General features: G+C 44.0%; 21 protein-coding genes. 10 read left to right on the top strand and 11 right to left on the bottom strand.

Annotated features, from left to right (window positions below; all coding sequences use genetic code 11):
* Nucleotides 1-110 precede the first annotated feature (110 nt).
* Complete coding sequence (locus Q0465_RS05945) at nucleotides 111-650, bottom strand: flavodoxin family protein (RefSeq protein ID WP_298614053.1); 540 nt, start codon at nucleotides 648-650, stop codon at nucleotides 111-113.
* A gap of 287 nt (nucleotides 651-937) precedes the next feature.
* Here Q0465_RS05945 and Q0465_RS05940 point away from each other — a divergent pair, with 287 nt between their 5' ends.
* Nucleotides 938-1,834 (top strand): AraC family transcriptional regulator, encoded by an 897-nt coding sequence (locus Q0465_RS05940; protein WP_298614051.1) that lies wholly within the window; start codon nucleotides 938-940, stop codon nucleotides 1,832-1,834.
* A gap of 249 nt (nucleotides 1,835-2,083) precedes the next feature.
* Here Q0465_RS05940 and Q0465_RS05935 read toward each other — a convergent pair whose 3' ends face one another.
* From Q0465_RS05935 to Q0465_RS05920, 4 genes are all read right to left on the bottom strand, one after another.
* On the bottom strand, nucleotides 2,084-2,236 hold the full coding sequence (locus Q0465_RS05935; protein ID WP_298614049.1) for a DUF4295 domain-containing protein: 153 nt from the start codon (nucleotides 2,234-2,236) through the stop codon (nucleotides 2,084-2,086).
* Nucleotides 2,237-2,244: 8 nt separating this feature from the next.
* Entirely contained in the window at nucleotides 2,245-2,433 is a 189-nt protein-coding gene (rpmG, locus tag Q0465_RS05930; protein ID WP_298614047.1) for a 50S ribosomal protein L33, read from the bottom strand.
* 11 nt (nucleotides 2,434-2,444) lie between these two features.
* Entirely contained in the window at nucleotides 2,445-2,687 is a 243-nt protein-coding gene (gene rpmB / locus Q0465_RS05925) for a 50S ribosomal protein L28 (RefSeq protein ID WP_298614045.1), read from the bottom strand.
* Nucleotides 2,688-2,862: 175 nt separating this feature from the next.
* Nucleotides 2,863-4,107, bottom strand: a complete 1,245-nt coding sequence (locus Q0465_RS05920; RefSeq protein ID WP_298614042.1) for an FMN-binding protein — start codon at nucleotides 4,105-4,107, stop codon at nucleotides 2,863-2,865.
* 165 nt (nucleotides 4,108-4,272) lie between these two features.
* On the opposite strand from Q0465_RS05920, the gene Q0465_RS05915 reads away from it, so the two are divergent.
* The 6 genes from Q0465_RS05915 (at nucleotide 4,273) to Q0465_RS05890 (ending at nucleotide 12,005) form a co-directional block, all read left to right on the top strand.
* Entirely contained in the window at nucleotides 4,273-6,375 is a 2,103-nt protein-coding gene (locus Q0465_RS05915; protein ID WP_298614040.1) for a M3 family metallopeptidase, read from the top strand.
* Nucleotides 6,376-6,607: 232 nt separating this feature from the next.
* Nucleotides 6,608-7,408, top strand: a complete 801-nt coding sequence (gene cysQ, locus Q0465_RS05910) for a 3'(2'),5'-bisphosphate nucleotidase CysQ (protein WP_298614038.1) — start codon at nucleotides 6,608-6,610, stop codon at nucleotides 7,406-7,408.
* Nucleotides 7,409-7,531: 123 nt separating this feature from the next.
* Nucleotides 7,532-8,140 carry an adenylyl-sulfate kinase gene (cysC, locus tag Q0465_RS05905; protein ID WP_298614034.1) on the top strand — a complete coding sequence of 203 codons (609 nt, stop codon included), beginning with the start codon at nucleotides 7,532-7,534 and terminating at the stop codon, nucleotides 8,138-8,140.
* An 89-nt stretch (nucleotides 8,141-8,229) separates the two neighbouring features.
* Entirely contained in the window at nucleotides 8,230-9,138 is a 909-nt protein-coding gene (gene cysD / locus Q0465_RS05900; RefSeq protein WP_298614033.1) for a sulfate adenylyltransferase subunit CysD, read from the top strand.
* Nucleotides 9,139-9,199: 61 nt separating this feature from the next.
* Nucleotides 9,200-10,858, top strand: coding sequence for a sulfate adenylyltransferase subunit CysN (gene cysN, locus Q0465_RS05895; RefSeq protein WP_298614032.1), 1,659 nt, complete (start codon nucleotides 9,200-9,202; stop codon nucleotides 10,856-10,858).
* Nucleotides 10,859-10,892: 34 nt separating this feature from the next.
* Entirely contained in the window at nucleotides 10,893-12,005 is a 1,113-nt protein-coding gene (locus Q0465_RS05890) for a sulfotransferase (RefSeq protein WP_298614031.1), read from the top strand.
* Between the two features lie 20 nt (nucleotides 12,006-12,025).
* On the opposite strand, the gene Q0465_RS05885 is transcribed toward Q0465_RS05890, so the two are convergent.
* A complete protein-coding gene (locus Q0465_RS05885; RefSeq protein WP_298614029.1) occupies nucleotides 12,026-12,436 on the bottom strand; it encodes a PaaI family thioesterase in 411 nt (136 codons plus the stop codon).
* A gap of 21 nt (nucleotides 12,437-12,457) precedes the next feature.
* A complete protein-coding gene (locus Q0465_RS05880) occupies nucleotides 12,458-12,778 on the bottom strand; it encodes a DUF4491 family protein (protein WP_298614027.1) in 321 nt (106 codons plus the stop codon).
* Nucleotides 12,779-12,956: 178 nt separating this feature from the next.
* Here Q0465_RS05880 and bcp point away from each other — a divergent pair, with 178 nt between their 5' ends.
* From bcp to Q0465_RS05865, 3 genes are all read left to right on the top strand, one after another.
* Nucleotides 12,957-13,409 (top strand): thioredoxin-dependent thiol peroxidase, encoded by a 453-nt coding sequence (gene bcp / locus Q0465_RS05875; RefSeq protein ID WP_298614025.1) that lies wholly within the window; start codon nucleotides 12,957-12,959, stop codon nucleotides 13,407-13,409.
* A gap of 53 nt (nucleotides 13,410-13,462) precedes the next feature.
* Entirely contained in the window at nucleotides 13,463-14,503 is a 1,041-nt protein-coding gene (recA, locus tag Q0465_RS05870) for a recombinase RecA (protein WP_298614023.1), read from the top strand.
* A gap of 124 nt (nucleotides 14,504-14,627) precedes the next feature.
* On the top strand, nucleotides 14,628-16,703 hold the full coding sequence (locus Q0465_RS05865; protein ID WP_298614021.1) for a S9 family peptidase: 2,076 nt from the start codon (nucleotides 14,628-14,630) through the stop codon (nucleotides 16,701-16,703).
* 138 nt (nucleotides 16,704-16,841) lie between these two features.
* On the opposite strand, the gene Q0465_RS05860 is transcribed toward Q0465_RS05865, so the two are convergent.
* The 4 genes from Q0465_RS05860 to Q0465_RS05845 all read right to left on the bottom strand — a co-directional run.
* Nucleotides 16,842-18,050, bottom strand: a complete 1,209-nt coding sequence (locus Q0465_RS05860) for a murein transglycosylase domain-containing protein (RefSeq protein WP_298614019.1) — start codon at nucleotides 18,048-18,050, stop codon at nucleotides 16,842-16,844.
* A gap of 53 nt (nucleotides 18,051-18,103) precedes the next feature.
* Nucleotides 18,104-20,284, bottom strand: a complete 2,181-nt coding sequence (locus tag Q0465_RS05855) for a PEGA domain-containing protein (protein ID WP_298614017.1) — start codon at nucleotides 20,282-20,284, stop codon at nucleotides 18,104-18,106.
* A 9-nt stretch (nucleotides 20,285-20,293) separates the two neighbouring features.
* Nucleotides 20,294-23,275, bottom strand: coding sequence for a PEGA domain-containing protein (locus Q0465_RS05850; RefSeq protein WP_298614015.1), 2,982 nt, complete (start codon nucleotides 23,273-23,275; stop codon nucleotides 20,294-20,296).
* An 11-nt stretch (nucleotides 23,276-23,286) separates the two neighbouring features.
* Nucleotides 23,287-25,102, bottom strand: a 1,816-nt coding sequence (locus tag Q0465_RS05845) for a PEGA domain-containing protein (RefSeq protein ID WP_298614013.1), incomplete at its 5' end; no start/stop codon positions are given.

The raw sequence follows: 25,102 nt of genomic DNA, 5'->3' as shown, positions 1-25,102 counted from the left end.
TCCGTAGCAACCGGAATAAACGGTCCTTTGTCCGCCCCCCCGCCTGCTGTCACTGACATTAAAGCCAGCCATATCAATGAAACAAACAACAACTTTTTATATTCAGCTTTTTATACGTTTTTTCCCATTTCATAAGCCTGTTGCAGAGCCGGGTGATTCTCAATTTCCCCGACATGCCAGACACCCCGTCCGAAAACAACACCCTTGATAACAGGATTTTCCAGACAATCCAGAAATCCCTGAAAAGTATCCACTGTACGGAGCATTTTCTCCTGTTTGTCCTCCGCAGCCGTAATAATAAAATAAAACTCTTTGTTCCTCATCTCTGTATAAAGCCCGCAACAGCGGTCAATCAGCGTTTTCATCTGGGCAGACATTGTATAAAAATAGACAGGTGTCCCCATGACGATGACATCGGCTGCGAGCATCTTTTGGATAATTTCCGCAGCATCGTCTTTTTGCGGACAAGGTTTTCTATCCCGGCTACACAGGCTGCAGCCTGTACAATAACCAATTTTTTTATCCCGCAGGAATATTTTTTCCGTTACATTTCCGGCTTCTGCCGCTCCGCGCAAAAACTGTCCGCAAAGCGTATCTGAGTTTCCGCCCTTACGCGGACTCGATGACAATATCAATACTTTTTTATTCATATAACTGTTTTTTATCTGATACCAAAATAGTACATCTTTCCCAGACGCTTTGTAGATAAATCACCGTACAATATACCTTAATTACAGATTTTAGGGTTGTCCTTTCCCCCAAAGAACTGTTTAATCAAACCTGCATCTGGCTTTTTCCTTGTAAAATCACCCCTTACATCAGCTTTCTTTGCGCATAAATTACGGATAATTACACTTTATCCAAGGATTCCGGCATCCGGTCCGTATTTTTCAAACAGAATAAATTATATTTGTCATATCATAAAAGATTAAGCAGTATGGAAGAGATGATAAAAATAGACAGCGTTGAACGTTATAACAAAATCTTCGGGCTTGAAACCCGTCATCCGCTGGTAAGCGTTGTCGATTTGACGAAAGCCTCCACATGGCCGGAACGCGCCCGGTTTCACTATGAAGTATATGCTCTTTTCCTGAAAGATATCAAATGTGGAAACATCAAATACGGCCGGCAGTATTACGACTATCAGGACGGGACAATCGTCTGTTTTGCCCCGGGACAGGTAACTGAGCTGGAAATGTTACCAGACATGCAACCACAAGCGCACGGGATTCTTTTTCACCCGGACCTGATACACGGAACTGCCCTGGGACAGGAAATACGCAACTATAGTTTCTTTTCTTACGAAACCAACGAAGCCCTTCACCTTTCTGAAGAAGAGCGTCAGATCATTATGGATGGACTATATAAAATAGAAAAAGAACTGGAACATGCTATCGACAAACACAGCCGGCGGCTGATTTGTGCCAACATCGGATTATTACTCGATTATTGCATGCGTTTTTATGAACGCCAGTTCGTAACCCGCAGCGAAGTCAACAAAGATATCATGGTCCGTTTCGAACAACTGCTTAACGACTATTTCGAAGGAGATACGCCCCGGCAACAAGGACTCCCCTCTGTCAAATATTTTGCCGACAAAGTATTCCTTTCCCCCAACTATTTCGGGGATATGATACGCAAACAGACCGGGAAAACAGCATCCGAATATATTCAGGGTAAGTTGATCGGAGTGGCAAAGGAAAAATTACTTTCTACGAATTACACGATGAGTGAAATCGCTTACAATCTCGGATTCCAGTATCCCCAACACCTCAGCCGGATGTTTAAACGTATCGTCGGTACGACTCCCAACGAATTTCGCTCCCGGAACTGATCCGTCAGGGGACGCTCCGTTAAGCGGTTACAAAAACTGAAGTCTCAAACGATAATTGTACCAGACTCCACTGCTTCAGGCACTCTTGTACAAATACTTCGTAACGAGCCGTACAAACCGGATTGATTCAATATTCTTCCATAATATAAGGTTTTCAAACCGACATTCACAGTGAAAGCCTTAGTTTATTCCAAAAAAAATCTGCCTGAAAAATTCAGGCAGACCTTTTTTATAAACGAACGATCCGGCTTATTTTTTAAAACAAGCTTTCACGTCTTCGGTGCTTACCATTTGTTCTTTGAACGTATAGGCACCTGTTTTCGGAGATTTCACCATTTTAATTACTTTAGCGTATCCCCGTCCGTCTCCGGTCTTCAATGTTGCTACAACCTTCTTTGCCATAGTTCAAATTATTTAATTTCTCTGTGTATAGTTACTCTCTTCAATATCGGATTGTACTTTTTCAGTTCCAATCTTTCCGGCGTATTCTTCCTGTTTTTTGTAGTAATATACCGTGAAGTTCCCGGCATACCGGATTCTTTATGTTCTGTACACTCAAGAATCACCTGTACTCTATTTCCTTTAGCTTTCTTTGCCATCTTCAGTGATTTTAAACATTTTTAATTAATCCTTCAGCCGTTGCATCTTTTAAACATGCATTCAGACCTTTCTTATTGATCAGACGAAGACCAGCAGCAGATACGTTCAAACGAATCCATCTATCTTCTTCCGGCCAATAAAAATTTCTCTTAAACAGGTTGATAGAAAATGTTCTCTTTACTCTTCTTTTAGAGTGAGATACACTGTTTCCACCCATTGCTTTTTTTCCGGTTATTTGACAAACTCTTGACATCTCTCAGTATTTTTTTTAAACGCTTTCCAAACAGGTTGCAAATTAAGTGCTTTTTATCCACATAATCAAATATTCAGAGAAAAAATTTACAATTATTTATACAGCAAGGACAAAATAGATGCCTTCCGGTTCACTCCGTCTGTTTCCCCGGCCAGAATTGAATCTCCAACGGTCGTTACCACACCACAAACAGGACAAGGGCTGCCAATATCACTACCCCTATCCACTCTATCCAGATCCTCCCCGCATTTTTATTCGCTTTTCCGTGACGGATTATTTCCAGTAACTGACCGGTCAGACAAAAGTAATTACACCAGGGACGGGAGAAAAATACAGACAGAATTAAAAATGTCAGTGCCAGAGCTAACACCCAACGTCCGGCTGCCCCGAACATAAAAGCAGCAAAAGGTTCAAACTGGGCCAGATCGAGGGTTATTCCCGCCAGTAAAAGACCGATTACTACCATAAAATAACTCCGGCGGGTATATTTCAATACCGTTCTCCAATAGCCTTTGGGTATCATTTTCTTTTTCCTGATTTTACCTGCCAATTCCTGTGCCGCCCCAAAAGGACAGAGGTAATAACAATAGTAGGATTTCCCGAAAAATAAAGGAATAAAGAAAGCCAGGAGAGCCACAAGCGGCAATAAAATTTTCCCACTCCAGGGAATCCCGTGCATCAGCCAACCATATAATAAGGCAAAGGAGAGAAAATAACCGTTCCAAAACCCTAAAATCAATACAGAGCCGGTCATCAGTACCCAACGGTATTTTTTCAATATTTTTATAGGAAACATACTTAACAGAGCCAAAATCACCAACGCATACCCCAATCCGTTTTTGAGCCAGCCGGTCCAGTGAATTTCACTTTCTCCGGCTTTCTGTTGTAAATAATAAGCCAAAGCTTTCTGTATATTTTCTTTCACGGCATTGCTCGACATCGTAGCTCCGCTCACTGCTTCCACCTGTAACTTTATAGCTTCTTCCGGGGTTTTACCTTTCCAGGAATCGAAAAAGCCTTTGCGTGCAATCAATTTGATAAAACCCGGAGATTCCTGATTCTCCAATAAGTAAAGTCCCCTGATTCTTCCGTCTGTTCCCAGAGCCAATGCGACCGGAACTTTTCCTGCAAATCCGGTCACCTCATCGGCTATGGGCGTAGTGACAATAAAAGAACCCACAATTTTTCCGTCTGCTTTTACCCGGAAAAGAACCTCCGATTCCTGAACCATCTCTGTATATCCGGGAAAATATTCCGTTATAACTTCCGACGGTACTTTTTCTATTCCTGCGGCAGCGGCTTCTCCTCCCCTTTGGTTTTCCCCTGTTTCTTTGTAATGCCCGGAGAGCAAAAACAAAATTAAAAACAGGGAAAGAATTCCCGGTAATTTTGCCATCCAGGCACTTATTTGATTATTCATAATGCTCTTTTTATTCAGGGTTCCAAAATTAATGCATTAATTAGAAGGTTTTCCTCCTGTTCCGTTAAAAAAATATTATTTTTGCTGAAATAGATAATCTGTGTTAAACGTTAAAAAATTTTTTTTACAAAACCTATATTAACCTGATCTCTAATAACGCTCAAAATGAAAAAACTAACTTATCTAATTTGTTTTGCGGGCCTGATGCTACAAGCCTGCAACAGTGAAATAAAGCAGGATAATCCTTTTTTAAAGGATTTTGATACGCCTCACGGAGTACCTCCTTTCCAGCAGATCCAAAACAGTCATTACCTGCCGGCTTTCCGGGAAGGTATAAAACAACAGGAAGCGGAGATTGAAGCGATTCTCAATAATCCGGAAGCGCCTACTTTTGAAAACACAATTGTTGCCCTGGAAAAATCCGGACAATTGCTGCAAAGAGTACAGTCGGTCTTTATGAATTTAAGGGAAGCGAATACGAACGATTCCATGCAGATGGTTGCAGAACAGGTTGCCCCTCTGCTTTCCGCCCATGCCGACGGGATGAACCTGAACGAAAAATTATTCCAACGGATAAAAACCGTATACGACAACAAAGAAAAAGAAAACCTCAATACGGAACAGCTGGAAGTATTAAATAAGTATTATAAAGAATTTGTCCGCGGAGGAGCCAACCTCTCCGCTGAAGAAAAAGAAAAACTAAAAAAAATCAATAACGAATTGTCGCTATTGGCCCTTAAATTCGGAAACAATCTCCTGAAGGAAACCAATAACTACCAATTGGTGATCGACAATGAAAAAGATTTGGCCGGTCTGCCGTCAGGAGTGATCGCCTCAGCTGCCGAAACAGCAAAAGAAGCAGGCCTGGAGGGGAAATGGGTATTTACCCTTCACAATCCCAGTGTAATGCCTTTCCTGCAATATGCGGACAATCGGGATTTACGGGAACAAATCTACAAGGCCTATACCAACCGGGGCAATAACAATAATGAATACGATAATAAAGAAGTAATCCGTAAAATCATCGCTTTAAAAACAGAAAAAGCTAATTTACTGGGATTTCCGGATTATGCCAGTTATGTATTGGACGAAAACATGGCTAAAAACCCTGAAAATGTTTATACACTTTGTAATCAAATCTGGGAAGCAGCCCTTAAAGTAGCTAAGAAAGAAGCCAAAGCGCTTCAGCAAATGATTGACAAAACCGGAGGTAAATTCAAACTGCAACCCTGGGACTGGCGGTATTATGCCGAAAAAGTAAAACAAGCTCAATACGGTCTGGACGAAAACGAGCTCCGGCAGTACTTCCCTCTGGATCAGGTCAGGGAAGGAGCTTTTTATACCGCAAATAAATTATACGGTATCACTTTTGAACCCCGCACCGATTTGCCTCTTCCCCACCCGGACGCCAAAGCCTTTGAGGTGAAAGATGCTGACGGAAGTTTTATCGGAATTTATTATGCCGACTATTTTCCCCGTCCCAGTAAAAGTCAGGGAGCCTGGATGGATGCTTTCCGTTCCCAGTCCTTTTTACTGGAATCCACACCGGTTATTACCAATGTATGTAATTTTACCAAACCTACCGGAGACACGCCGGCTTTGCTGACGTTTGACGAAGCTCAGACGCTTTTTCACGAATTCGGACATGCCTTGCACGGCTTATTATCCAAATGTACCTATCCCAGTATAGCCGGCACAAATGTCGTACACGACTTCGTGGAATTGCCCTCTCAAATCATGGAAAATTGGGCCGGTGATCCGGAAGTACTGAAAGTATATGCACGTCATTACAAGACCGGGGAGCCGATTCCTCAAAAGCTCATCGACAAATTGCAAAAAAGCAGTCATTTCAACCAGGGTTTCGCCACAACGGAATTTATGGCAGCTGCATTGCTGGATATGGCCTACCATACTGTAAAGACCACAGATCCGCTGGACGTTGAAAAATTTGAAAAAGAAACGCTGGACAAATTGGGTTTAATTCCGGAAATTACGGTCCGTTACAGAAGTACCTATTTTGCCCATATTTTCGACAGCGGCTATTCAGCCGGTTATTATGCCTATACCTGGGCTGAAGTACTGGATGCAGACGCTTTTCAAGCCTTTAAAGAAACAGGAGATGTATTCAATCCTGAAAAGGCCCTGGCTTTCCGCCAATACGTTCTTTCGAAAGGAGGAAGTGAGGATGCGATGAAATTGTATAAAACCTTCCGGGGGAAAGATCCTTCTATCGAGCCCCTACTGGAACGGAGAGGATTAAAAGAATAGATCCGAGAAGAGGAGGATTGACGCTTCGCTGATAAATAAACCTGCGGTTCCGATAAAAAGACTTTTCCGGAATACCGGGGGTTGCGGATCAGCGAAGCGTTCATACATATTCAGCTGAGAGGAAATATTTCTGCTGGTGCAGAAAAATATATTCCACGATAAACCCGCCCTACAGATAAATTCATTTTCCAAAATAAATACTATCTTTGCACGGCTACAGAAAGAAAGAAGGATGGAAAAATTATTAAATCTGGCGATAGAAGCCGCTCTAAGAGCCGGAGAAGCAATACTGAAAATTTACAATGATCCGGCTTCGCATTTGGATATTGAACGAAAAGCAGATGACTCTCCTTTAACACAAGCCGATAAAGAAGCCCACAAAACGATTATTAATGTATTGGAAAATACTTCTTATCCGGTATTGAGTGAGGAAGGAAATCCAGCCGATTATGAAAAGCGGCAACAGTGGAAAACATGCTGGATAGTAGATCCGCTGGATGGTACTAAAGAATTTATCAAACGAAACGGGGAATTCACTGTCAATATTGCCCTGATCTCTGAAGGGAATCCGGTTCTGGGAGTGATCTACGTACCGGTAAAAAAAGAATTGTATTACGGCTCGGCAGAAAATGGTGCTTACAAGGCACTGGCGGTAGAACCGCTGCGTGTCTCCGCCATTTCGGAAGTTCGTTCCCGTGCCCTCCGGCTTCCGCTGGTAAAAGGGAATTATCCTTATACCATTGTAGCTTCCCGTTCCCACCTGACTCCGGAAACCCAGGAATTTATCGAAAAATTGAAAAAAGAGCACAAACAGGTTAAACTGACCTCCATCGGAAGTTCCCTGAAAATTTGTCTGGTTGCAGAAGGGTCTGCCAATATATATCCGCGTTTTGCCCCGACAATGGAATGGGACACGGCGGCAGGTCATGCCATAGCTTTAGCTGCAGGTAAAAATATCTTTATGACAGACGGGAAAACACCGCTTCAATACAATAAAGAAGATTTACATAATCCCTGGTTTATTGTAAAATAATAAAGGGATATCAAACCGGAGAGCAGAATGAAATATAATTACTTTAAATAAATACTCCTTTCCGGTGCTGCCTTTATCCTTCCGATAAAGGTTATTTTATGAATAGAGTAAGAGTGACAAAATATGGAAAAAAACATCAATATTTATCCGATATTCGACCAAATGCTGCAGCGTTCAGACCGGGAACAACTGTTGCATCAAAAAAGTGCAATGATTTGGTTTACCGGGTTATCGGGTTCGGGTAAAAGTACATTGGCTATTGCTTTGGAACGGGAGTTATATAAAAAAGGATTTCTGACCCGTATATTAGACGGAGACAATATCCGCAGCGGAATTAATAATAACCTGGGTTTTTCCGGAACCGACCGTACGGAGAATATACGGAGAATTGCAGAAGTTTCCAAACTGTTTGTGGATTGCGGAGTGGTTACGATCGCGGCTTTTATCAGTCCGACAAGAGCTATCCGGCAAATGGCCCGGGAAATTATCGGGGAAAACGATTTTCTGGAAATATATGTAAGCACCCCCTTGGAAGAATGTGAAAAAAGAGATGTAAAAGGTCTTTACAAAAAAGCCAGAAAAGGAGAAATCCGGGATTTCACAGGAATATCCGCTCCTTTTGAAGCTCCTTTACATCCCTTTTTAGCAATCGACACTTCCCGTTATTCTCTGGAAGAATCGGTAAAAATACTATTGGAAGTCATTGAACCGAAAATTAAATTTGTGCCCTGATATAGGCGTCTCTTCTCTGCTCCTGACAAAAACACAAAGGGGCAGAAAATAACAGAAGGGAGATCCTTTTATTGATTATATAAAAAAATATGTCAGAATATAAATTAAGTCATTTAAAAGAACTGGAAACGGAATCCATCCATATCATCCGGGAAGTGGTAGCTGAATTTGAAAATCCGGTCATGCTTTATTCCATCGGGAAAGACTCTTCCGTAATGGTACGGCTGGCAGAAAAAGCCTTTTATCCGGGAAAAGTCCCTTTCCCGTTAATGCATATTGATTCAAAATGGAAATTCCGGGAAATGATTGAATTCCGGGATAAATATGCCAAAGAATACGGTTGGGACCTGATCGTCGAATCCAATATGAAGGCTTTCCGGGAAGGAGTAGGTCCCTTTACCCATGGGAGCAAGGTTCATACCGATCTGATGAAGACCCAGGCTTTATTGAATGCACTGGATAAATATAAATTCGATGCTGCCTTCGGTGGGGCGAGACGGGATGAAGAAAAATCCCGGGCAAAAGAACGGATTTACTCTTTCCGGGACAAATTTCATCAATGGGATCCTAAAAATCAGCGGCCAGAATTGTGGAACCTTTACAATGCCCGGGTTCACAAAGGAGAATCTATACGGGTATTTCCCCTGTCCAACTGGACCGAATTAGACGTCTGGCAATACATACGAATGGAAAATATTCCCATCGTTCCCCTTTATTTCGCCAAAGAACGACCGATTGTCACTATAGACGGGAATCTGATTATGGTCGACGACGACCGTATGCCCAGAGAATACAGCGAACGGGCTGAAATGAAAAAAGTACGCTTCCGGACCCTGGGTTGTTATCCCCTTACAGGCGCTGTTGCATCCGAAGCCGATACGATAGAAAAAATCGTCGAAGAAATGATGACCACAACCAAATCCGAAAGAACAACCCGGGTGATCGACTTCGATCAGGATGCCAGTATGGAACAGAAAAAACGGGAAGGTTATTTTTAAACATAAAACGGAAAGCCCTCCCGGGAATGATTCCGGGCAGGAATTGCAAATTTCAATCAAGATGGCAGAAAAATTAAATATAAAGGAATTCCTCGACCGGGACGAAAAAAAAGATTTATTACGTTTATTGACGGCGGGATCGGTAGATGACGGAAAGTCTACGCTGATCGGCCGGTTGTTGTTCGACAGTAAAAAACTGTACGAAGATCAACTGGATGCCCTGGAACGGGATACCAAAAGATACGGAAATGCCGGAGATAATATTGACTACGCTTTATTATTAGACGGACTCAAGGCCGAACGGGAACAGGGGATTACAATCGACGTGGCATACCGGTATTTTTCAACCAATCACCGGAAATTCATTATTGCCGATACACCGGGACACGAACAATATACCCGGAATATGATTACGGGGGGTTCTACAGCCAATCTGGCTATCATCCTGGTGGACGCCCGTACAGGTGTCATTACACAAACCCGTCGACATACTTACCTGGTATCCCTGCTGGGAATAAAGCATGTCGTACTGGCTGTCAATAAAATGGACTTAGTAAATTACAGCCGGGAAGTTTTCGACAAAATTGTAAACGACTACCAGAAATTTGCCGCCCCTCTCTGCATTCCGGATATACAATGCATACCCTTATCGGCTTTAAAAGGGGATAATGTAGTGGAATATTCATCAAATATGGATTGGTATAAGGGACAACCATTGTTGGAATTTTTAGAAACCGTAAAAATCGAAAGCGACAAAAATTTTACAGACTTCCGTTATCCGGTGCAATATGTACTTCGTCCTAACCTGGACTTCAGGGGATTCAGCAGTTCGGTAGCTTCGGGAATAATACGGAAAGGAGATGAAGTAATGGCTCTCCCCTCCCTGAAAAGATCCAAAGTAAAATCAATTGTCACATCTGACGGAGAACTGGATATGGCATTTCCTCCCCAGGCTGTTACCCTGACACTGGAAGACGAAATTGACGTATCCCGGGGAGAAATGTTAGTACATCCGGACAATTTACCCTGTATAGACCGCAATTTTGAGGCCATGCTGGTGTGGATGGACGAAACGAAAATGGATCCGGAACAACAATTTTTTATCAAGCATACGACCAATCTCACCCGGGTAAAAATCGACCAGATCCGTTATAAAGTGAATGTGAATACCATGGAACAATCCATGACCGACGCCCTCGAATTAAACGAAATCGGAAGAGTGGTATTCACCTCCAACAAACCTTTGTTTTTTGACCCCTACCGGAAAAATAAAAATACCGGAGCCTTTATACTGATCGATCCGGTTACAAATAATACCTCTGCAGTCGGTATGATTATCGATAAAGTCAATGCACGGGATTTGTCGACCAACATCACCGAAGAGGACCGCCAGTATATGCAGTCCGGCCATTCGCTTGTAAGTCCGGAAGCCCGGGCTCATTTATACGAACAACAGGGGCATATCTATGCTATTTCCGGCGAAGCTGCTGTAGAATTCGGCTACACCCTGGAGCGGCGGTTGTTCGATATTGGCAAAACCGTAGTCGTCCTGGACAGCCGGGAAACAGCAGAAATCGGAAAAATAGCTGCCCTTCTTTGTCAACAGGGTTTAATTGTCATTTGTATCGCTTATACGGCAAACGGGAAACAAATCACCAATTGCCGGGCCGAAACCAATAAAGTATCTTCTTCAGTAGAAGACCTTTTGAAAACATTGTAACAACCGGAGAAAAACCAAATTGTAAAAAAGAAACATGGGGCTACTCGAATTTCAGAAATTACCGGTAAATACCTTAGTAGGGGCCGATTGGAAAACATTTAAACAGATTACAGCGCAACAGACCATTGATAAGGGATACCGGACCAAATACCGGTTGACGAAAGCGATTTGCTGGCTTTTAAGCCGGTTGAACGGGATCGAAGAACGCCGTTACCGGAAAAGACTGGAAAACCAAGCTGTCAATAATGAGCCCGTTTTCATTTTGGGACACTGGCGCAGCGGGACCACTTTTGTACACAATGTACTGGCCCACGACAAACATTTCGGCTATACCACGACTTACCAAACGGTATTTCCGCACCTGATGCTGTGGGGACAACCTTTTTTCAAAAAGACCATGTCCTGGCTGATGCCTGACAAGCGGCCTACCGATAACATGGAATTAAACGTCGATCTCCCCCAGGAAGAAGAATTCGCTCTTTCCAATATGTTTCCCTACAGTTATTACAATTTCTGGTTTCTGCCTCAAAATATGCTGGAATATTGCGATAAATACCTCACGATGGAGCAAGCCACAGCAGCAGAAAAACAAGCTTTTAAAACGACCTTTTTAAAGCTTATCAAAATCTCGCTTTGGAATACGAAGGGAGAACAATTCCTTTCCAAAAACCCTCCCCATACGGGACATATACGGGAAATCCTGGAAATGTTCCCCCATGCCAAGTTTATCTATCTGATAAGGAACCCTTATACCGTATTCGAATCTACCCGAAGTTTCTTCCGGAACACGATACAACCCCTTAAATTACAAAATATTTCCAACGAAGAACTGGAGGCCAATATCATAGAAGTATACAAACGCCTATACCGGAGATATGAAGAGGATAAACAACTGATCCCGGCAGGCAATCTGATCGAAATAAAATTCGAAGATTATGAAAAGGATGCTTTAGCTGTAACTGAAAAAATCTACCAAACCCTTTCCATACCCGGTTTTGAAAAGGCGAAAGAAGACATTATCCGTTATCTGGACAAGAAAAAAGGATATAAAAAGAACGCCTATCAATACGAAGCCCGCACAATAGAATTAGTGGAAAAAAACTGGGATTTCGCTTTGAAACAATGGGGTTATAAACATTTGGGATAAGCGGCAGCAGCAGCCTTCCGCTAGCCTTCTACCACCATGTTTGTCACCCGGTTTACGGTAATCAGTGTTTTGTCCTCGTCCCGTATTTCCACCTGTACAACGTGGGTACGTTTTCCTTTATGAAGAAAAGAGGCCCTTCCGGTTACAAAATGCCCGCTTGCCCGCTTCATATGATTTCCATTGATCTCAATCCCGTACACTTTATAACGCAATTCCCGGGGAACTGATATGGAGCTCAAAGCACCGCTCACCGTCTCCGCCAAAGCCATATTCGCCCCTCCGTGCAATGCCCCGTCCGGACGGCAGGTACGGTGATCGACAGGCATACGCACTTCCAGCCATCCTTCTCCTATGGCCGTAAATTCCATTCCTAACCATTCCACCAAAGTATTCCGGCAACTTTCAGTCAAAAGCTTCAAATATTCTTCCATGCTTATTTTAATCTAATCTGCTTATTTATCTTCATACTCCGATTTCCGCTTCGGGTTCATCGGAAACCAGCCTTTCTTCACTCTTCCCCTCTGTTCAAAAATTTCCAGAATTGTCCAAAAAGATGAAAAGGCAAAAACACCCAATAAAGACGACCAGAAAATTTCCCTGACATACAGGGCTCCGGCAATTCCTCCGGCTCCCCACAACAAAAACATCCACCAGCAACGCGTTCCAAAATAATATTCACATTTGATCACCAGAGGATGAAATAAACCTATAATCAAAAAAGTGCATATCCCGATCAATAAACCGGTCAGATTATGTGCTTCTATAAATTCCATTTTTTCTTCTTTACATTCTATGTACAAAGATAAGATTTTTTAATCCACAAGTCGTAAATAAACAGAGCTAAAAACATCTGTTTTCCACAAAATATTCGTACTTTTGTATAAGTGGTCCCTCCGGAAAAAGAAGGGAAAAGCGTTGAAAAAAGTAAAATTCAAAAAGAAAAAGCCCAGTATGATCCAACTCAAAGAAGGAGACAAAGCTCCGGACTTCAAAGGTATAAACCAAGACGGAAAAGAGCTCTCTCTTAATGATTTTAAAGGTAAAAAATTAATTTTGTATTTTTACCCGAAAGACAATACTTCCGGTTGCACGGCAGAAGCCTGCAATTTGAACGATCATTATGCAAGCCTCACAGAGGAAGGATATGAGGTCGTAGGAGTGAGCCCCGATTCTCCGGCCTCTCATCTGAAGTTTATAGCCAGATATAACCTGGCTTTCAATTTAATTGCAGACACTGAAAAACAAATTCTGGAAAAATACGGGGTCTGGGCGGAGAAATCCATGTACGGACGAAAATATATGGGGGTACTTCGTACCACCTTTCTGATAGACGAAAAAGGCATGATCGAAAAAATCATTACCAAAGTGAATACCAAAGATCATGCTTCGCAGATTATCGGTTAAGAGCAACAAGACTTTACCGGTAATATTTATTGTTCATTATTAATTTAAATAGCATGACTTCAAAAGAAATCAATCAAGACAAATTAAAAGCATTACAACTTACACTCGATAAAATCGAAAAAAATTTCGGGAAAGGGAGTATTATGAAGCTGGGAGCAAACGAAATCGAGAATATTCCGGTCATTCCGTCCGGTTCTATTTCTTTGGATAAAGCCTTAGGTGTAGGCGGTTATCCGAAAGGGCGGGTGATTGAAATCTATGGTCCGGAATCTTCCGGAAAAACGACCCTGGCAATTCATGCCATTGCAGAAGCTCAAAAACAGGGCGGAATTGCCGCCATTATCGATGCAGAACATGCTTTCGACCGGGCGTATGCTGAGAAATTGGGTGTAGATACGGAAAACCTTTTTATTTCCCAACCGGATAATGGGGAACAAGCTTTGGAAATTGCCGATCAGCTGATCCGTTCGGCAGCCATCGATATTATTGTGATCGACTCCGTAGCTGCCCTCACTCCGAAAGCTGAAATCGAAGGAGACATGGGCGACAGTGTCATGGGGTTGCAAGCCCGGCTGATGTCGCAGGCCCTGAGAAAACTGACCGGTACGATCAGTAAAACCAATACCTGTTGTGTCTTTATCAATCAGCTCCGGGAAAAAATCGGTATTATGTTTGGAAACCCTGAAACGACAACCGGTGGAAATGCTCTGAAATTTTACGCATCCGTACGGCTGGACATCCGGAAAATCGGACCCATCAAAGACGGGGAAGACATACTCGGAAACCATACCCGCGTCAAAGTGGTGAAAAACAAAGTGGCTCCTCCTTTCCGGAAAGCCGAATTCGATATCATGTACGGGGAAGGTATTTCTCTTTCCGGGGAAATCGTGGACTTAGGTGTGGAATACAATGTAATTAAAAAAAGCGGAAGCTGGTTTTCTTACGGAGACAGTAAACTCGGCCAAGGCCGTGAAACCGTCAAACAAATGATCATGGACAATCCTGAACTGGCAGAAGAGTTGCGTTTAAAAATTGTTGCTGCCATGAACGGTTCAGAATACCATGCAACTGATGCTGAAATTGCAGAAAACTAAATAAGTCACCGAAAAGCGGAAAATTCGGAGAAAGCAAACAAAGGGAGGAAGTGATAAGTGGGATACCTATTTACTTTCTCCCTTTTTTGCCGGACTCTTAATTTTACACATCATCATTTTACCTATGAAAAGTATTATTTATCCTACACTCCTCTTATTATCACTTATGGCTTGCGATAATAAAAAAGAAAATTCAGAAGCCCGGAAAGGCTATAAAACACCGGATGAGAAACTCAGTTCCGACATTATGACTCCGGAAGTCCTCTGGTCCTTCGGCCGTATCAGCACTCCCGCCATTTCTCCGGACGGCAGTAAAGCCGTTTATGGAGTCACCTATTTCAATAAAGAAGAAGACCGGTCTTATACCGATCTGTATGTTATGCAACTAGCTGACGGGACCATTACCCAAATCACCGATACCGATTATAACGAAGGGGAAGCCGGCTGGACACCGGACGGCCAAAAAATCACTTACCTGGCTAAAGGGCAACTCTGGGAAATAAATCCCGATGGATCCGGAGCAAAACAAATTACTCAAATCGAAGGAGGCATCAACGGGTATTTATATGCTCCGGATATGAGTAAAATTGCCTATTACAAAGACGTAAAACTGGAACCCACCGTTCAGGATCTGTATCCGGACCTTCCCAAAGCCAAAGCCCGGATCATTAACGGGCAGTTTTACCGGCACTGGAACGACTGGGTGGACGGCTATACCCATATTTTCGTTACGGATTATACCCCTATGCAGCCGATCACTTCCGGAAAGGATATTATGAAAGACGAAAAATGGGAATCTCCTGTACGTCCCTGGGGAGGTACAGAACAATTGACCTGGACCCGCGACGGTCAAAAACTCATTTACACCTCCCGCAAAAAATACGGTATCGATTATGCCTTCTCTACCAATACCGATCTCTATGCGTATAATACGGCAGACGGTACTACCGTCAACCTGACAGAAGGCATGATGGGATATGATAAGAATCCGGTAATCTCTCCGGACGGTAAAAAAATGGCCTGGGAGAGCATGGAAAGGGACGGTTATGAAGCCGATAAAAACCGGCTTTTCGTCATGGATCTCCGGACCGGCGAAAAAAAGGATTTTACCCGGAATTTTGATCAAAGCGTCGGTAATCTCGCCTGGGACGACGACAACACGACCATTTGGTTTATCTCCGATTACCAGGCTACGGACGAAATTTATTCTCTCAATACAAATAGCGGAGAAATTAAAAAACATACAAACGGCGTTCACAACTACACTTCTGTAGCCCCTGTAAACGGTAGTCTGATCACGACCCAGGTGTCCATGAGCAAACCGGAAGAAATTTACCGGACCGATCCCAATACCGGCAAAGACGAAGAACTTTCATTTATCAACAAACGGATTCTCGACCAATTGACGATGGGAAAAGTGGAAAAACGCTGGGTAAAAACCACCGACAACAAAGACATGCTGGTGTGGATGATATATCCGCCTCATTTCGACCCGAATCAAAAATACCCGGCTATCCTCTATTGCGAAGGAGGTCCCCAAAGTACGGTCAGCCAATTCTGGAGCTACCGCTGGAATTTCCAGCAAATGGCTGCCAACGGTTATATTATCGTTGCGCCTAACCGGCGCGGCTTACCGGGTTTCGGTCAGGAATGGCTGGAACAAATCAGCGGAGATTACTCCGGACAGAACATCAAAGATTATCTTTCCGCAATTGACGCAGCTAAAAAAGAACCGTATATCGATGAAAACCGTCTGGGATGTATCGGCGCCTCTTATGGGGGTTATTCCGTTTACTATCTGGCAGGCCACCACGACAAACGCTTTAAGGCATTTATTGCTCACTGCGGTATCTTTGATCTGGAAATGCAATACTATAATACCGAAGAGATGTGGTTTGCACAATGGGATTTAGGCGGAGCACCCTGGGAAAAAAACAACAAAATTGCCCAGCGTACCTATGCCAATTCCCCTCATAAATTTGTCGGCAACTGGGATACTCCCATATTAGTCATACACGGACAAAAAGATTTCCGTATCGATGCTTCACAGGGAATGGGAGCCTTCAATGCTGCCCGCATGCGCGGCATCCCGGCCCAGTATTTATACTTCCCTGAAGAATGTCATTGGGTATTGGGTTGCCAGGACGGTATCCTCTGGCAAAGGACATTTAAAGCCTGGCTGGATAAATGGCTAAAATAACCCCGGGGACGGGGGAAGGTGCTATCGCCTCGCTGCCGAAGGAAACCTATCTATTCTGGACCCGCTACTTTCCGTTCAGAACCGAAGATTTCCTCCTCAGCGAGGCGATTTTAACAGGCATTCAATAAACCCGGGTGATCAGTTTAAAGAACTTCTCCACTGCATATATTGCTGCATTCTTTCCGTCACTTTCCGGATATAGTCCCGGGTTTCCTGAGCCGGTAACCGACGCGACAGATAAGTATACAAATCCTCATAACTATATTTATTAATTTTAGGGATTGCATTGCTCAAACGGGTATTTCCGGTAAAAGCCCGGCTGACATTGCCCGCTCCCGTATTATAGGCAGCGATCACGCACAGCATCCGGCTTCTGGGATCTTTCACCTCTTGAAAAGAACGCGTATACAAAAGGTGCAGGTAAGCTGTTCCCAATTCAACGTTATTCTGTGGCTCATACAAATAATTAGCTGTAGGACGTTTGTCTTTTCCGTACACATACCGATAGGCATCCTTACCTGCGTAATGAGGAACAATCTGCATCAGTCCGTAAGCCGGTACATAAGATTTAGCTTTAGGATTAAAATAAGATTCTGTATGAATGACTGCGTATACCAAAGCCGGGTCAAAACCATATTTAGTACAGAAGTTTTCCACTTCAGCTTCATACCGTTTGGCTCTTACCCGGATATGATCGGGGGCTAAAGGCAGAGAAAAGACGACGACTTCCCGTTCTTTCCCGTCCTCTCCCTTTACCTTTTTTATCTCCGGCTCTCCTTTTTCAACAATTTCCTTCGCTGCTTCCGGAAGATTTTCTTTGGAAATCTTCCCGCCTTCCGGGGTTTCCACCTGCCCGGCCAATACAGGTTCTTCGCCCAGTTGCCGCCGTTTTTCGTATTCCGTATCGTAATCTTTGGAAGTTCCTCTATTCTCTATCAAACGGATTACTTCATTTTCCAACTTCCGTCTTAACTTTTCTGTATCCAGCCCTTCCTTTTCTCCCAAAATTATCTCAACTTTAGCCTCTCCTTTTTCAAAATCCACGATACTCCGGCTTTTATGATCGTCAGAATACTCCACCCAGTCCTTATTAGTACTTTCCACGGCATTCCCTTTTCCCCACTCTTTTTCCACCTGCTTCTTAAAAGCAGCGTAAGCTTTCTGTTCTGCTATCACATATTTTTCATATTCAGCAAGCAAGTCTACCAGTCCTTTCTCCTGTTCCTGTTTTAACCGTTCCTGCTCCTGTTTCTGTTTACGGGCAAATTCTTCCAATTCCCTTTTGCTCTGACTCCATACCCAAAAAGGCAGAAAAACCAAAAGTAAAATAACGACTGTCTTTTTCATTTTATTTCTATTTTAAAAGTTTATTTCCAATGTCCTCCCCCGAAACCCGCCAATCAATTCCGGACACAACGTACACTAAAGGCACGTTCTTTTTCCCAGCTCTCTATCTTCCATTTTTCAGAGGAGAGGTCCAGCAGCATTCCGCAAGCCTCATTATTATTCCCCAAAGCAGACGACCACCAATACCCGAAAATTCCCGCCTGGAAAAATTCTCCTTTCCGGGAGCGGTATCCTCCTGCAGGCATCTTTTCTGTAAACGTACCCAACCGGTCAGCTTCGCTCGCCAGCATCCTCCACTCCGCGTCGCCGGGAATATGCCATCCGTCCGGACAAATCCCCTGGACCATAGTTCTACTGTCTTCTACATATTTAATACCATCTGTATTCTCTCCGAACATCGTTTCCCACCAAGTGTACAAACCGCCGTAAACCGCATTATTGGACTGACGGTCGTCATAGGCGAATTTCTGTATGCCTGCTTTGCGGTGTGTTTGTCCGTCAAAACTTTTCACCCATTGTCCGACATTCAGGTTCTGGGCCATCCAGCATTGATTTCCGATCTGTACGGTAGCATACCGCTGTCCGTCCCGGGGATCTGTAAAGACTGTTCCGCAAACAAAACAATCCCTTTCTCCTCTTCTTTGTTTTAAAGCTGCGACAGCCTTTTCATGTCCCTGCCGGGCTGCCTTTTCATACCATTGTTCTGCCTGAGCCGGATCTTTTTCTACTCCCTTTCCTTCCTCATACAAACGCCCTAAATTATACCTGGCATTTGCATCTCCCTGAAAAGCTGCCCTTCTGTACCAATTTGCTGCCTGTACCGCACTTTGACGGACGCCTTCACCCCTTTCCAGCATCACTCCCATCCAATTCTGAGCGACCATATCACCTGCTGTTGCAGCCCTCTGAAACCAAGTATAGGCTTCCCGGTATTTTCCTGACTCATACAAAGCCTCTCCCCGGGCAGTTATCCGGTCCGGTGAAAGACCTTTCTCCAAAACCACCTGAACAGAGCAAACTTTCCCTTCCTGTATTACCACCGTCTCTTCTCCCTCCTGATAATTTTCCAGAACCAGCCGGATTTTATGTTCACCCGTCCCTATTTTTTGAATCTTATCGGGAGTTGTTCCAAAAAATTCTCCGTCAATATAAATACCGGCTCCTGACGGTTTACTGCTGATATCCAGTATACCGTATATCCGGACTAAGGGATCCAGTTTCAGCGTCAACTGCTGTCCGGCCTCCAATTCGATCTCTTTCTGCTGGGTACGGCAGGACGGCTTCCGTTGTTCGATACTGCATAATCCGGCATTTACCCGCCCTTTCCAGCTTCCTGTCCCTTTCTTTTCTCCATTTATCCATATATCTGCTCCTGCTTCTCCAATCAAAGAAAGTTCGGCAAAATTGGGAACAAGGGAAAGCTGCACCAGAACTGTCTTTCCGTCCTCAACCCTTACTTCTTGTTCTACAGGCTGATACATGGATTTTATCACTCTTATCCGATGGGAACCACTTTTAACCTTTTCGGTTATACAAGGCGTTATTCCCGTTGTCAATTCCTCATCCAATATCACCTGAGCTCCGCTTTCCGGTTCCGTTACCACCCGGATAAACCCGAAAGCCGGGCGCAGCTTAATGTGAAGCTCAGACTTTCCTTCTGCCGACAGCTCTACCGTCCCGGCTTCCGGATGGTACAGGGGTGATTCTATGCGGTAAGTGTGTTTACCCAAAGATAATAATTTATGTATCCCCTCCTGTCCGCTTCCCACGTACACATCATCTACATATATCAAAGATTCTTCCGGTTCCGTCTTTACCACTAAATACTGGCTCTGTACCGTTTCATGTACTATTGTTTCCACTATGCCCGTTGTCAGTACCATCTCATAAACGCAGGCTTTCTCAATCCGTTCCGGATAAAGATAATCCCGCAAAACCCCCAAGCGGGCGTGCCGTATCGTCAATCGTCTTGCTCCATAAGGTACATACAACCAGATTTCCCCCTTTTTCTGAACACTTCCCATACTTCCCAAGGCATCCGGGTCAAAATCAAATCCGGTTTCTGTAGTGACAATTTTGATAATTGCACAGCGGTCCCCATTCTGATCCGTACGTCCTTCGCTTCCCCGGGCCGATAAGTCGGTCTCCAGCTTCCGGAAAGACTGGACTGAAATCTGTTGGGCCTGTACAATCCCTGCAGAAAGAAAGAACAAAAGCAATACAATAAATTTCATCACATTCTTTTAAAATTTATAAACGGCAAAAACAGCCCGTTTACTGTCTTTATTTCCACCATTACATACTCCGGTATAAAAACTACAGGTGTATATCAATCCTCCGCCATAAGCCGTAGAAGTCCAGTATATATTATTTAAAGGGGAACCTCCTCTATGGGAAAACAAAGTATTGATGGCATTTTTTATTGAATACAGGAATTTAATTTCCTCCAAAGTAGGTAAACGCCAGCCTTTTCCTTCACACCACTGTTTTGCCCCGCCCCAGGAAATATCAGACACCCGGTTCAATGAGATGGCCCATCCATGTTGTCCTCCACCCTCTACCCGATAGACCATTCCTTTCATACCTCCTACTTCATAGATATCTCCTATTTTATAAGTTTTGTTTCCGCTCGTTGCAGTTGTCGTATTGACAGAGCCGGAACTTACCTTCTTCCGGCCTTGTCCCGTTGTCTGCTGGTCCGTCGAAGTTTTTACCGTACGGCTTCCGGTATTTTCCAGCAACAAAATTTCCGAAGGATCATATTCCCAGGTATATTGTTCCTTTCCTCCGTCAAAAACATATAACTTATTCCCGCTTCCGGCACAAATACAAGCGGATTTCTGGAACTCAGCCTGGGGAAGCGCCTGCCATTGTTTCGTATTCAGGTCAAAACTATAAAACGACCTGCTTTTTCCGGTAATATAACCGGAAAGATACAAATAAAGAGGCGTGGCACAGCCGGATAAATTAGTCGTAGCTCCCGGATAATCCGGCAAAACCGTATTCTTTATGGCAACCGGATCGCACTCATAAAGGTAGTTCCGATTCAAAATATAAGCTTTTTCTCCATTGGAAAATCCATAATAACCTCCCGGCTCTTCTCCTTTTTCTGTCCACTGGTCGGTTTGCGGATCGTATTCCCACCATTTATCTTTTTTCTTTTCTCCCACATAACCCTTTCCCTGATAAGCAAATCCATAGGTATTATAACTGATATTTCCCTTAAAATCCCGTTTGGCAGTCCAGGTATCCGTTTCCGGATTATATTCCCAGAATTTCCGGGAACCTTTATAACCCGATGCTGCTCCCATATATCCCCGGTTTCCGATAACGAAAAATACCGGAGCATAGATCTCCTGAGGCAATTTCCCTTTTTGAGACCACTTATCCTGCTCCGTATCATACTCCCAGAAACTAGTACCATACCTGCCTCCTACATATATTTTTTTCCCGAAGACAAAGCTGATTCCCCCATAGCCGGCAGAGAAAGGAAGAGCTCCCTTTTTCACCCATTGTCCCCGTTGAAACAATATTCCATTCGCCCGCCATGCATTTTCATCCCCGGCATCCAAAGCCCGCTTAAAAAGTAACTTTGCCTGAGCCGTATCTCTTCCGACCCCCCAACCGTTTTTATACATTAGTGCCAGATTATAATACCCCCTTCCGTCTCCTCTCTCACAAGCCTGACGATAAAAATCGGCAGCTTCGTTGTATTTTTTCAAAAGAACAGCAGAATCTCCTTTGGCATTCAATTCTGCAGCCGTAAAACGGAAAATTTCCAACTCCGCTTTCACTTCTTCCATCTTTCCTTCTGTAATATTCAGTTTCCCGACATAAGAATTATATCCCTCCTTCCCTATTTCGACCCGGCATTCTCCTACCAACACTTTCGGAAGTACCATAGGCGTATTCCCGCACACTTTCCCATTGATACGGATTTCCGCTCCGGCCGGAGTAGAACTGATGTTCAAAGCGCCGTATATCGGCTGAGGAGCTTCCAGGGTAACCGTTTTCGTCTCACCGGCTTGTAATTCCAGAGATTTCCGTACCGTCCGGTGAGAAGGCCTGCGGGCCTCCATCACACATACCCCTCCGCTCAGCCGTCCGCTCCATTTTCCTTTCCCTTTCAGTTCGTTATTGACCCACAATTCCGCATCGGGATCCGTCATAACGGTAACCGAAGCAAAATTAGCCGAGAGCCCTGCCTCCACCATTGCCGTCTGATTATCGGCTACTGTCACCAGCTGTTCTACCGGCTGATACATCGAACAAACGACCTGTACCCGGTACTCCCCGCTTTTCAAACGTTCACTTTTAAAAGGAGTCTTCCCTACCTTTACCCCATCAATATAAACATCCGCTCCCGTTTCCGGTTGTGAATTGACTTGTATAAATCCATACGCTGCCTGCATCACAAAAGGTATACTTTCTGTTGCCCCGGCACTTAAATTCACCTCTTTTTCTACCGGATGAAAAAAGTTTTTGGAGACCTTCAGCAGGTGCTTTCCTTCCTTCAAACGTCCGCTTTTAAAAGGAGTTACTCCTACTTCTTCTTCATCTATCCACACCCTTGCTCCTGCCTCGGGTTGAGAGGTGATATTCAGATAACCAAAAGCCGGTTTCAACTGTACCGTCAATTCCGCTTTTTTGTCCGCCTTCACTTCAACTGTTCCCGCTTCTGTCTGGTACAGGGGAGCGGTGACCCGGTAATGATATTGCCCGTACTTCATATATTTTTGTACCACCCCTTCCGTTGCAGCTTCATACACATCGTCGATATAAACCATAGCTTCTTTGGGTTCCACATGAATGACCAGCCACTGCTCTGTTATTGCATTTTCTACCGTTGTCACTATTTTGCCGGTCGTCAAAACCATTTCGTACACGCAAGCTTTATCTATGCGTACATCGTAAGCATAGGCCCGGAGTATTCCCAACTTGTCGTGCTTAACGGTCAGATAACGGGAACCATAAGGCACATATACCCAATATTCTCCGATCTTCCGTTCCACAGCCACAATCCCATTGCCGTCTCCGTCAAAATAAAATCCCTGTTCCGGTGCTACCACTTTAATGATGGCACACGCATCCCCATTCTGATCCATACGTTTCTCGGTGCGGGCCGACAAATCATTTTCCAGTTTGCGGAAAGATTTAACCGAAATTTGCTGGGCTTCTGCCAAAGAGACTCCCATCAACAACACAACGAATAATAAAAATTTCATGCCAGTCAATTTCATATTTTACTTGTTTTAAACTCTAATTTATAACGGTCGGCAGGAGATTCCAGTAATTTTTCGTACAGGGAAACATCTGCTTCCGGGATCTGCTCCGCTTTCCTCTCTCGGAGATTGATTGAATACACCTGGGCTGTTTTTACCTTTTTCTTATTCACAGGACCGACAACAAAGTATATTTTCCCTTCATATACAGATAAAGTGGAAAAATATCCTTTTTTGCAGGGGACATTTACCAATAAATCCGAACGGTTCTCCGCCGGATTGTAGACAGTCAGTGTATAGGCATCATTTTTTACAGATGAAAGAACAATCTTATCCTGAAACAGGTAAGCCGTAGCCCACCTCAGGCGAACCGGTACCGCCTCCCATTTATCCTTTTCCGGCAGATAGATAAAATCCTGCTCCAAAGTAAAAACAGAATTTCCGGCAGCCGCTAATCCCCAGTTTATCTGACTTTCATCTAAGGGGTATTTTATGTTTTCCGATACCTCTACCGTACGGACCGGATAAGGGGGCCGGGCAGCAGAAATCCATTTTCCCGAAGGAAAATCGTATTTATAAAATCCCTTTACAGATAATATCTCCTTATGCGCTTTAAAGTGATAATATTTATTTATCGTTCTTCCGGAAATACGGCTCTGAGCTTCATCCTTGGCAAAAACAGATTTCGTATAACCAGAAGAACGCTCCCGGTCAACGAATAATACATAAGCTTGTTGCCCTACGATTAAAGGTTTGGTTCCGGATTTATACGAAGGAAGACCGGAAAAATCGATGTCTGTTTCTTTCCAAATTTTTGTACTCTCCGGCGACAATGTCCAGTTGAGGGACAATATTTTTCCCTCTTCTATCGTACAAAGCTGCGTCATTTGCTCATACCCAGGCTTTGTCAGTTGCACCTTATTCTCACCCATCAATACGTTCCGTATGATTTGGGGAGTCGTCCCGCAGACTTTTCCATTCAACACAATATCTGCTCCTCCCGGGCTACTGTTTATGTTTAAAGTACCATAAATCGGTTCAGGAGAACCGATATTCAACGAAAGTGTCTCCCCGGTTTTTATTTCTACCGACTGACGGACAGACCGATGGGAAGGACGACGGGCCTCCACCACATACATCCCGGCATTCAACCGGTCCGTCCACTCTCCCTGTCCTTTCTTTTCGTCATTGATCCAGATTTCAGCTTCTTTATCGCCCGTAACGGCCAATGTTCCAAAATTAGCCGGCATTTTCAGATGAACCGCCTGGGTTTCTCCATCCATTACGGTTATTTTCTGCCGTACCGGGGCGTACCGTGGCTTTACTACTTCCACCAGATGTTCTCCGCTTTTTAGCCGTTCGCTCCGGTAAGGAGTCTGTCCAACTTCTTCCCCATCGATCAGGACCCGGGCTCCGGTTTCCGGTTCTGAACTCACTTCCACATATCCAAAAGCCGGCCGCAATGCAACCGATAATTCAGCTTTCTGCCCGGAAGAAAGTTCCACCTGCCCCGCTTCCGGATGATACAAAGCACAATCCACCCGATACGTATGACGCCCCAAAGGCAAAAACTTTTGTACCCGTCCAGCCTCCCCGACTTCGTAAATTTCGTCTATATATACCATTGCATCCTGCGGTTCCGTCAGGATCACCAACCACTGTCCGCCTAGCTCTTCTTCCACCACCGTCTTTACCTGCCCTGTCGTCAGCACCAATTCATATACACAAGCTTTTTCGATACGTTCCGGATAAGCATAATTCCGCAATACTCCCAGCTGAGCATGACGAATCGTCAAACGCCTTGCTCCATAGGGTACATACAGCCAGATC

Origin of the sequence: uncultured Odoribacter sp., assembly GCF_937966165.1 — a bacterium.
GTDB lineage: Bacteria > Bacteroidota > Bacteroidia > Bacteroidales > Marinifilaceae > Culturomica.
This window is presented reverse-complemented; position numbering and strand designations above follow the sequence as displayed.

Excerpts from the sequence above, each read along its gene's own strand:
- Q0465_RS05935 (WP_298614049.1), bottom strand. The coding sequence starts at position 2,236 with ATGGCAAAGAAGGTTGTAGCAACATTGAAGACCGGAGACGGACGGGGA.
- cysN (WP_298614032.1), top strand. The coding sequence starts at position 9,200 with ATGGCAGAAAAATTAAATATAAAGGAATTCCTCGACCGGGACGAAAAA.
- Q0465_RS05850 (WP_298614015.1), bottom strand. The coding sequence starts at position 23,275 with ATGAAATTTTTATTATTCGTTGTGTTGTTGATGGGAGTCTCTTTGGCA.
- cysQ (WP_298614038.1), top strand. The coding sequence starts at position 6,608 with ATGGAAAAATTATTAAATCTGGCGATAGAAGCCGCTCTAAGAGCCGGA.
- rpmB (WP_298614045.1), bottom strand. The coding sequence starts at position 2,687 with ATGTCAAGAGTTTGTCAAATAACCGGAAAAAAAGCAATGGGTGGAAAC.
- Q0465_RS05915 (WP_298614040.1), top strand. The coding sequence starts at position 4,273 with ATGAAAAAACTAACTTATCTAATTTGTTTTGCGGGCCTGATGCTACAA.
- Q0465_RS05855 (WP_298614017.1), bottom strand. The coding sequence starts at position 20,284 with ATGAAATTTATTGTATTGCTTTTGTTCTTTCTTTCTGCAGGGATTGTA.
- bcp (WP_298614025.1), top strand. The coding sequence starts at position 12,957 with ATGATCCAACTCAAAGAAGGAGACAAAGCTCCGGACTTCAAAGGTATA.
- Q0465_RS05880 (WP_298614027.1), bottom strand. The coding sequence starts at position 12,778 with ATGGAATTTATAGAAGCACATAATCTGACCGGTTTATTGATCGGGATA.
- Q0465_RS05885 (WP_298614029.1), bottom strand. The coding sequence starts at position 12,436 with ATGGAAGAATATTTGAAGCTTTTGACTGAAAGTTGCCGGAATACTTTG.
- Q0465_RS05865 (WP_298614021.1), top strand. The coding sequence starts at position 14,628 with ATGAAAAGTATTATTTATCCTACACTCCTCTTATTATCACTTATGGCT.
- Q0465_RS05920 (WP_298614042.1), bottom strand. The coding sequence starts at position 4,107 with ATGAATAATCAAATAAGTGCCTGGATGGCAAAATTACCGGGAATTCTT.
- recA (WP_298614023.1), top strand. The coding sequence starts at position 13,463 with ATGACTTCAAAAGAAATCAATCAAGACAAATTAAAAGCATTACAACTT.
- cysD (WP_298614033.1), top strand. The coding sequence starts at position 8,230 with ATGTCAGAATATAAATTAAGTCATTTAAAAGAACTGGAAACGGAATCC.
- rpmG (WP_298614047.1), bottom strand. The coding sequence starts at position 2,433 with ATGGCAAAGAAAGCTAAAGGAAATAGAGTACAGGTGATTCTTGAGTGT.
- Q0465_RS05945 (WP_298614053.1), bottom strand. The coding sequence starts at position 650 with ATGAATAAAAAAGTATTGATATTGTCATCGAGTCCGCGTAAGGGCGGA.
- Q0465_RS05940 (WP_298614051.1), top strand. The coding sequence starts at position 938 with ATGGAAGAGATGATAAAAATAGACAGCGTTGAACGTTATAACAAAATC.
- Q0465_RS05860 (WP_298614019.1), bottom strand. The coding sequence starts at position 18,050 with ATGAAAAAGACAGTCGTTATTTTACTTTTGGTTTTTCTGCCTTTTTGG.
- Q0465_RS05890 (WP_298614031.1), top strand. The coding sequence starts at position 10,893 with ATGGGGCTACTCGAATTTCAGAAATTACCGGTAAATACCTTAGTAGGG.
- cysC (WP_298614034.1), top strand. The coding sequence starts at position 7,532 with ATGGAAAAAAACATCAATATTTATCCGATATTCGACCAAATGCTGCAG.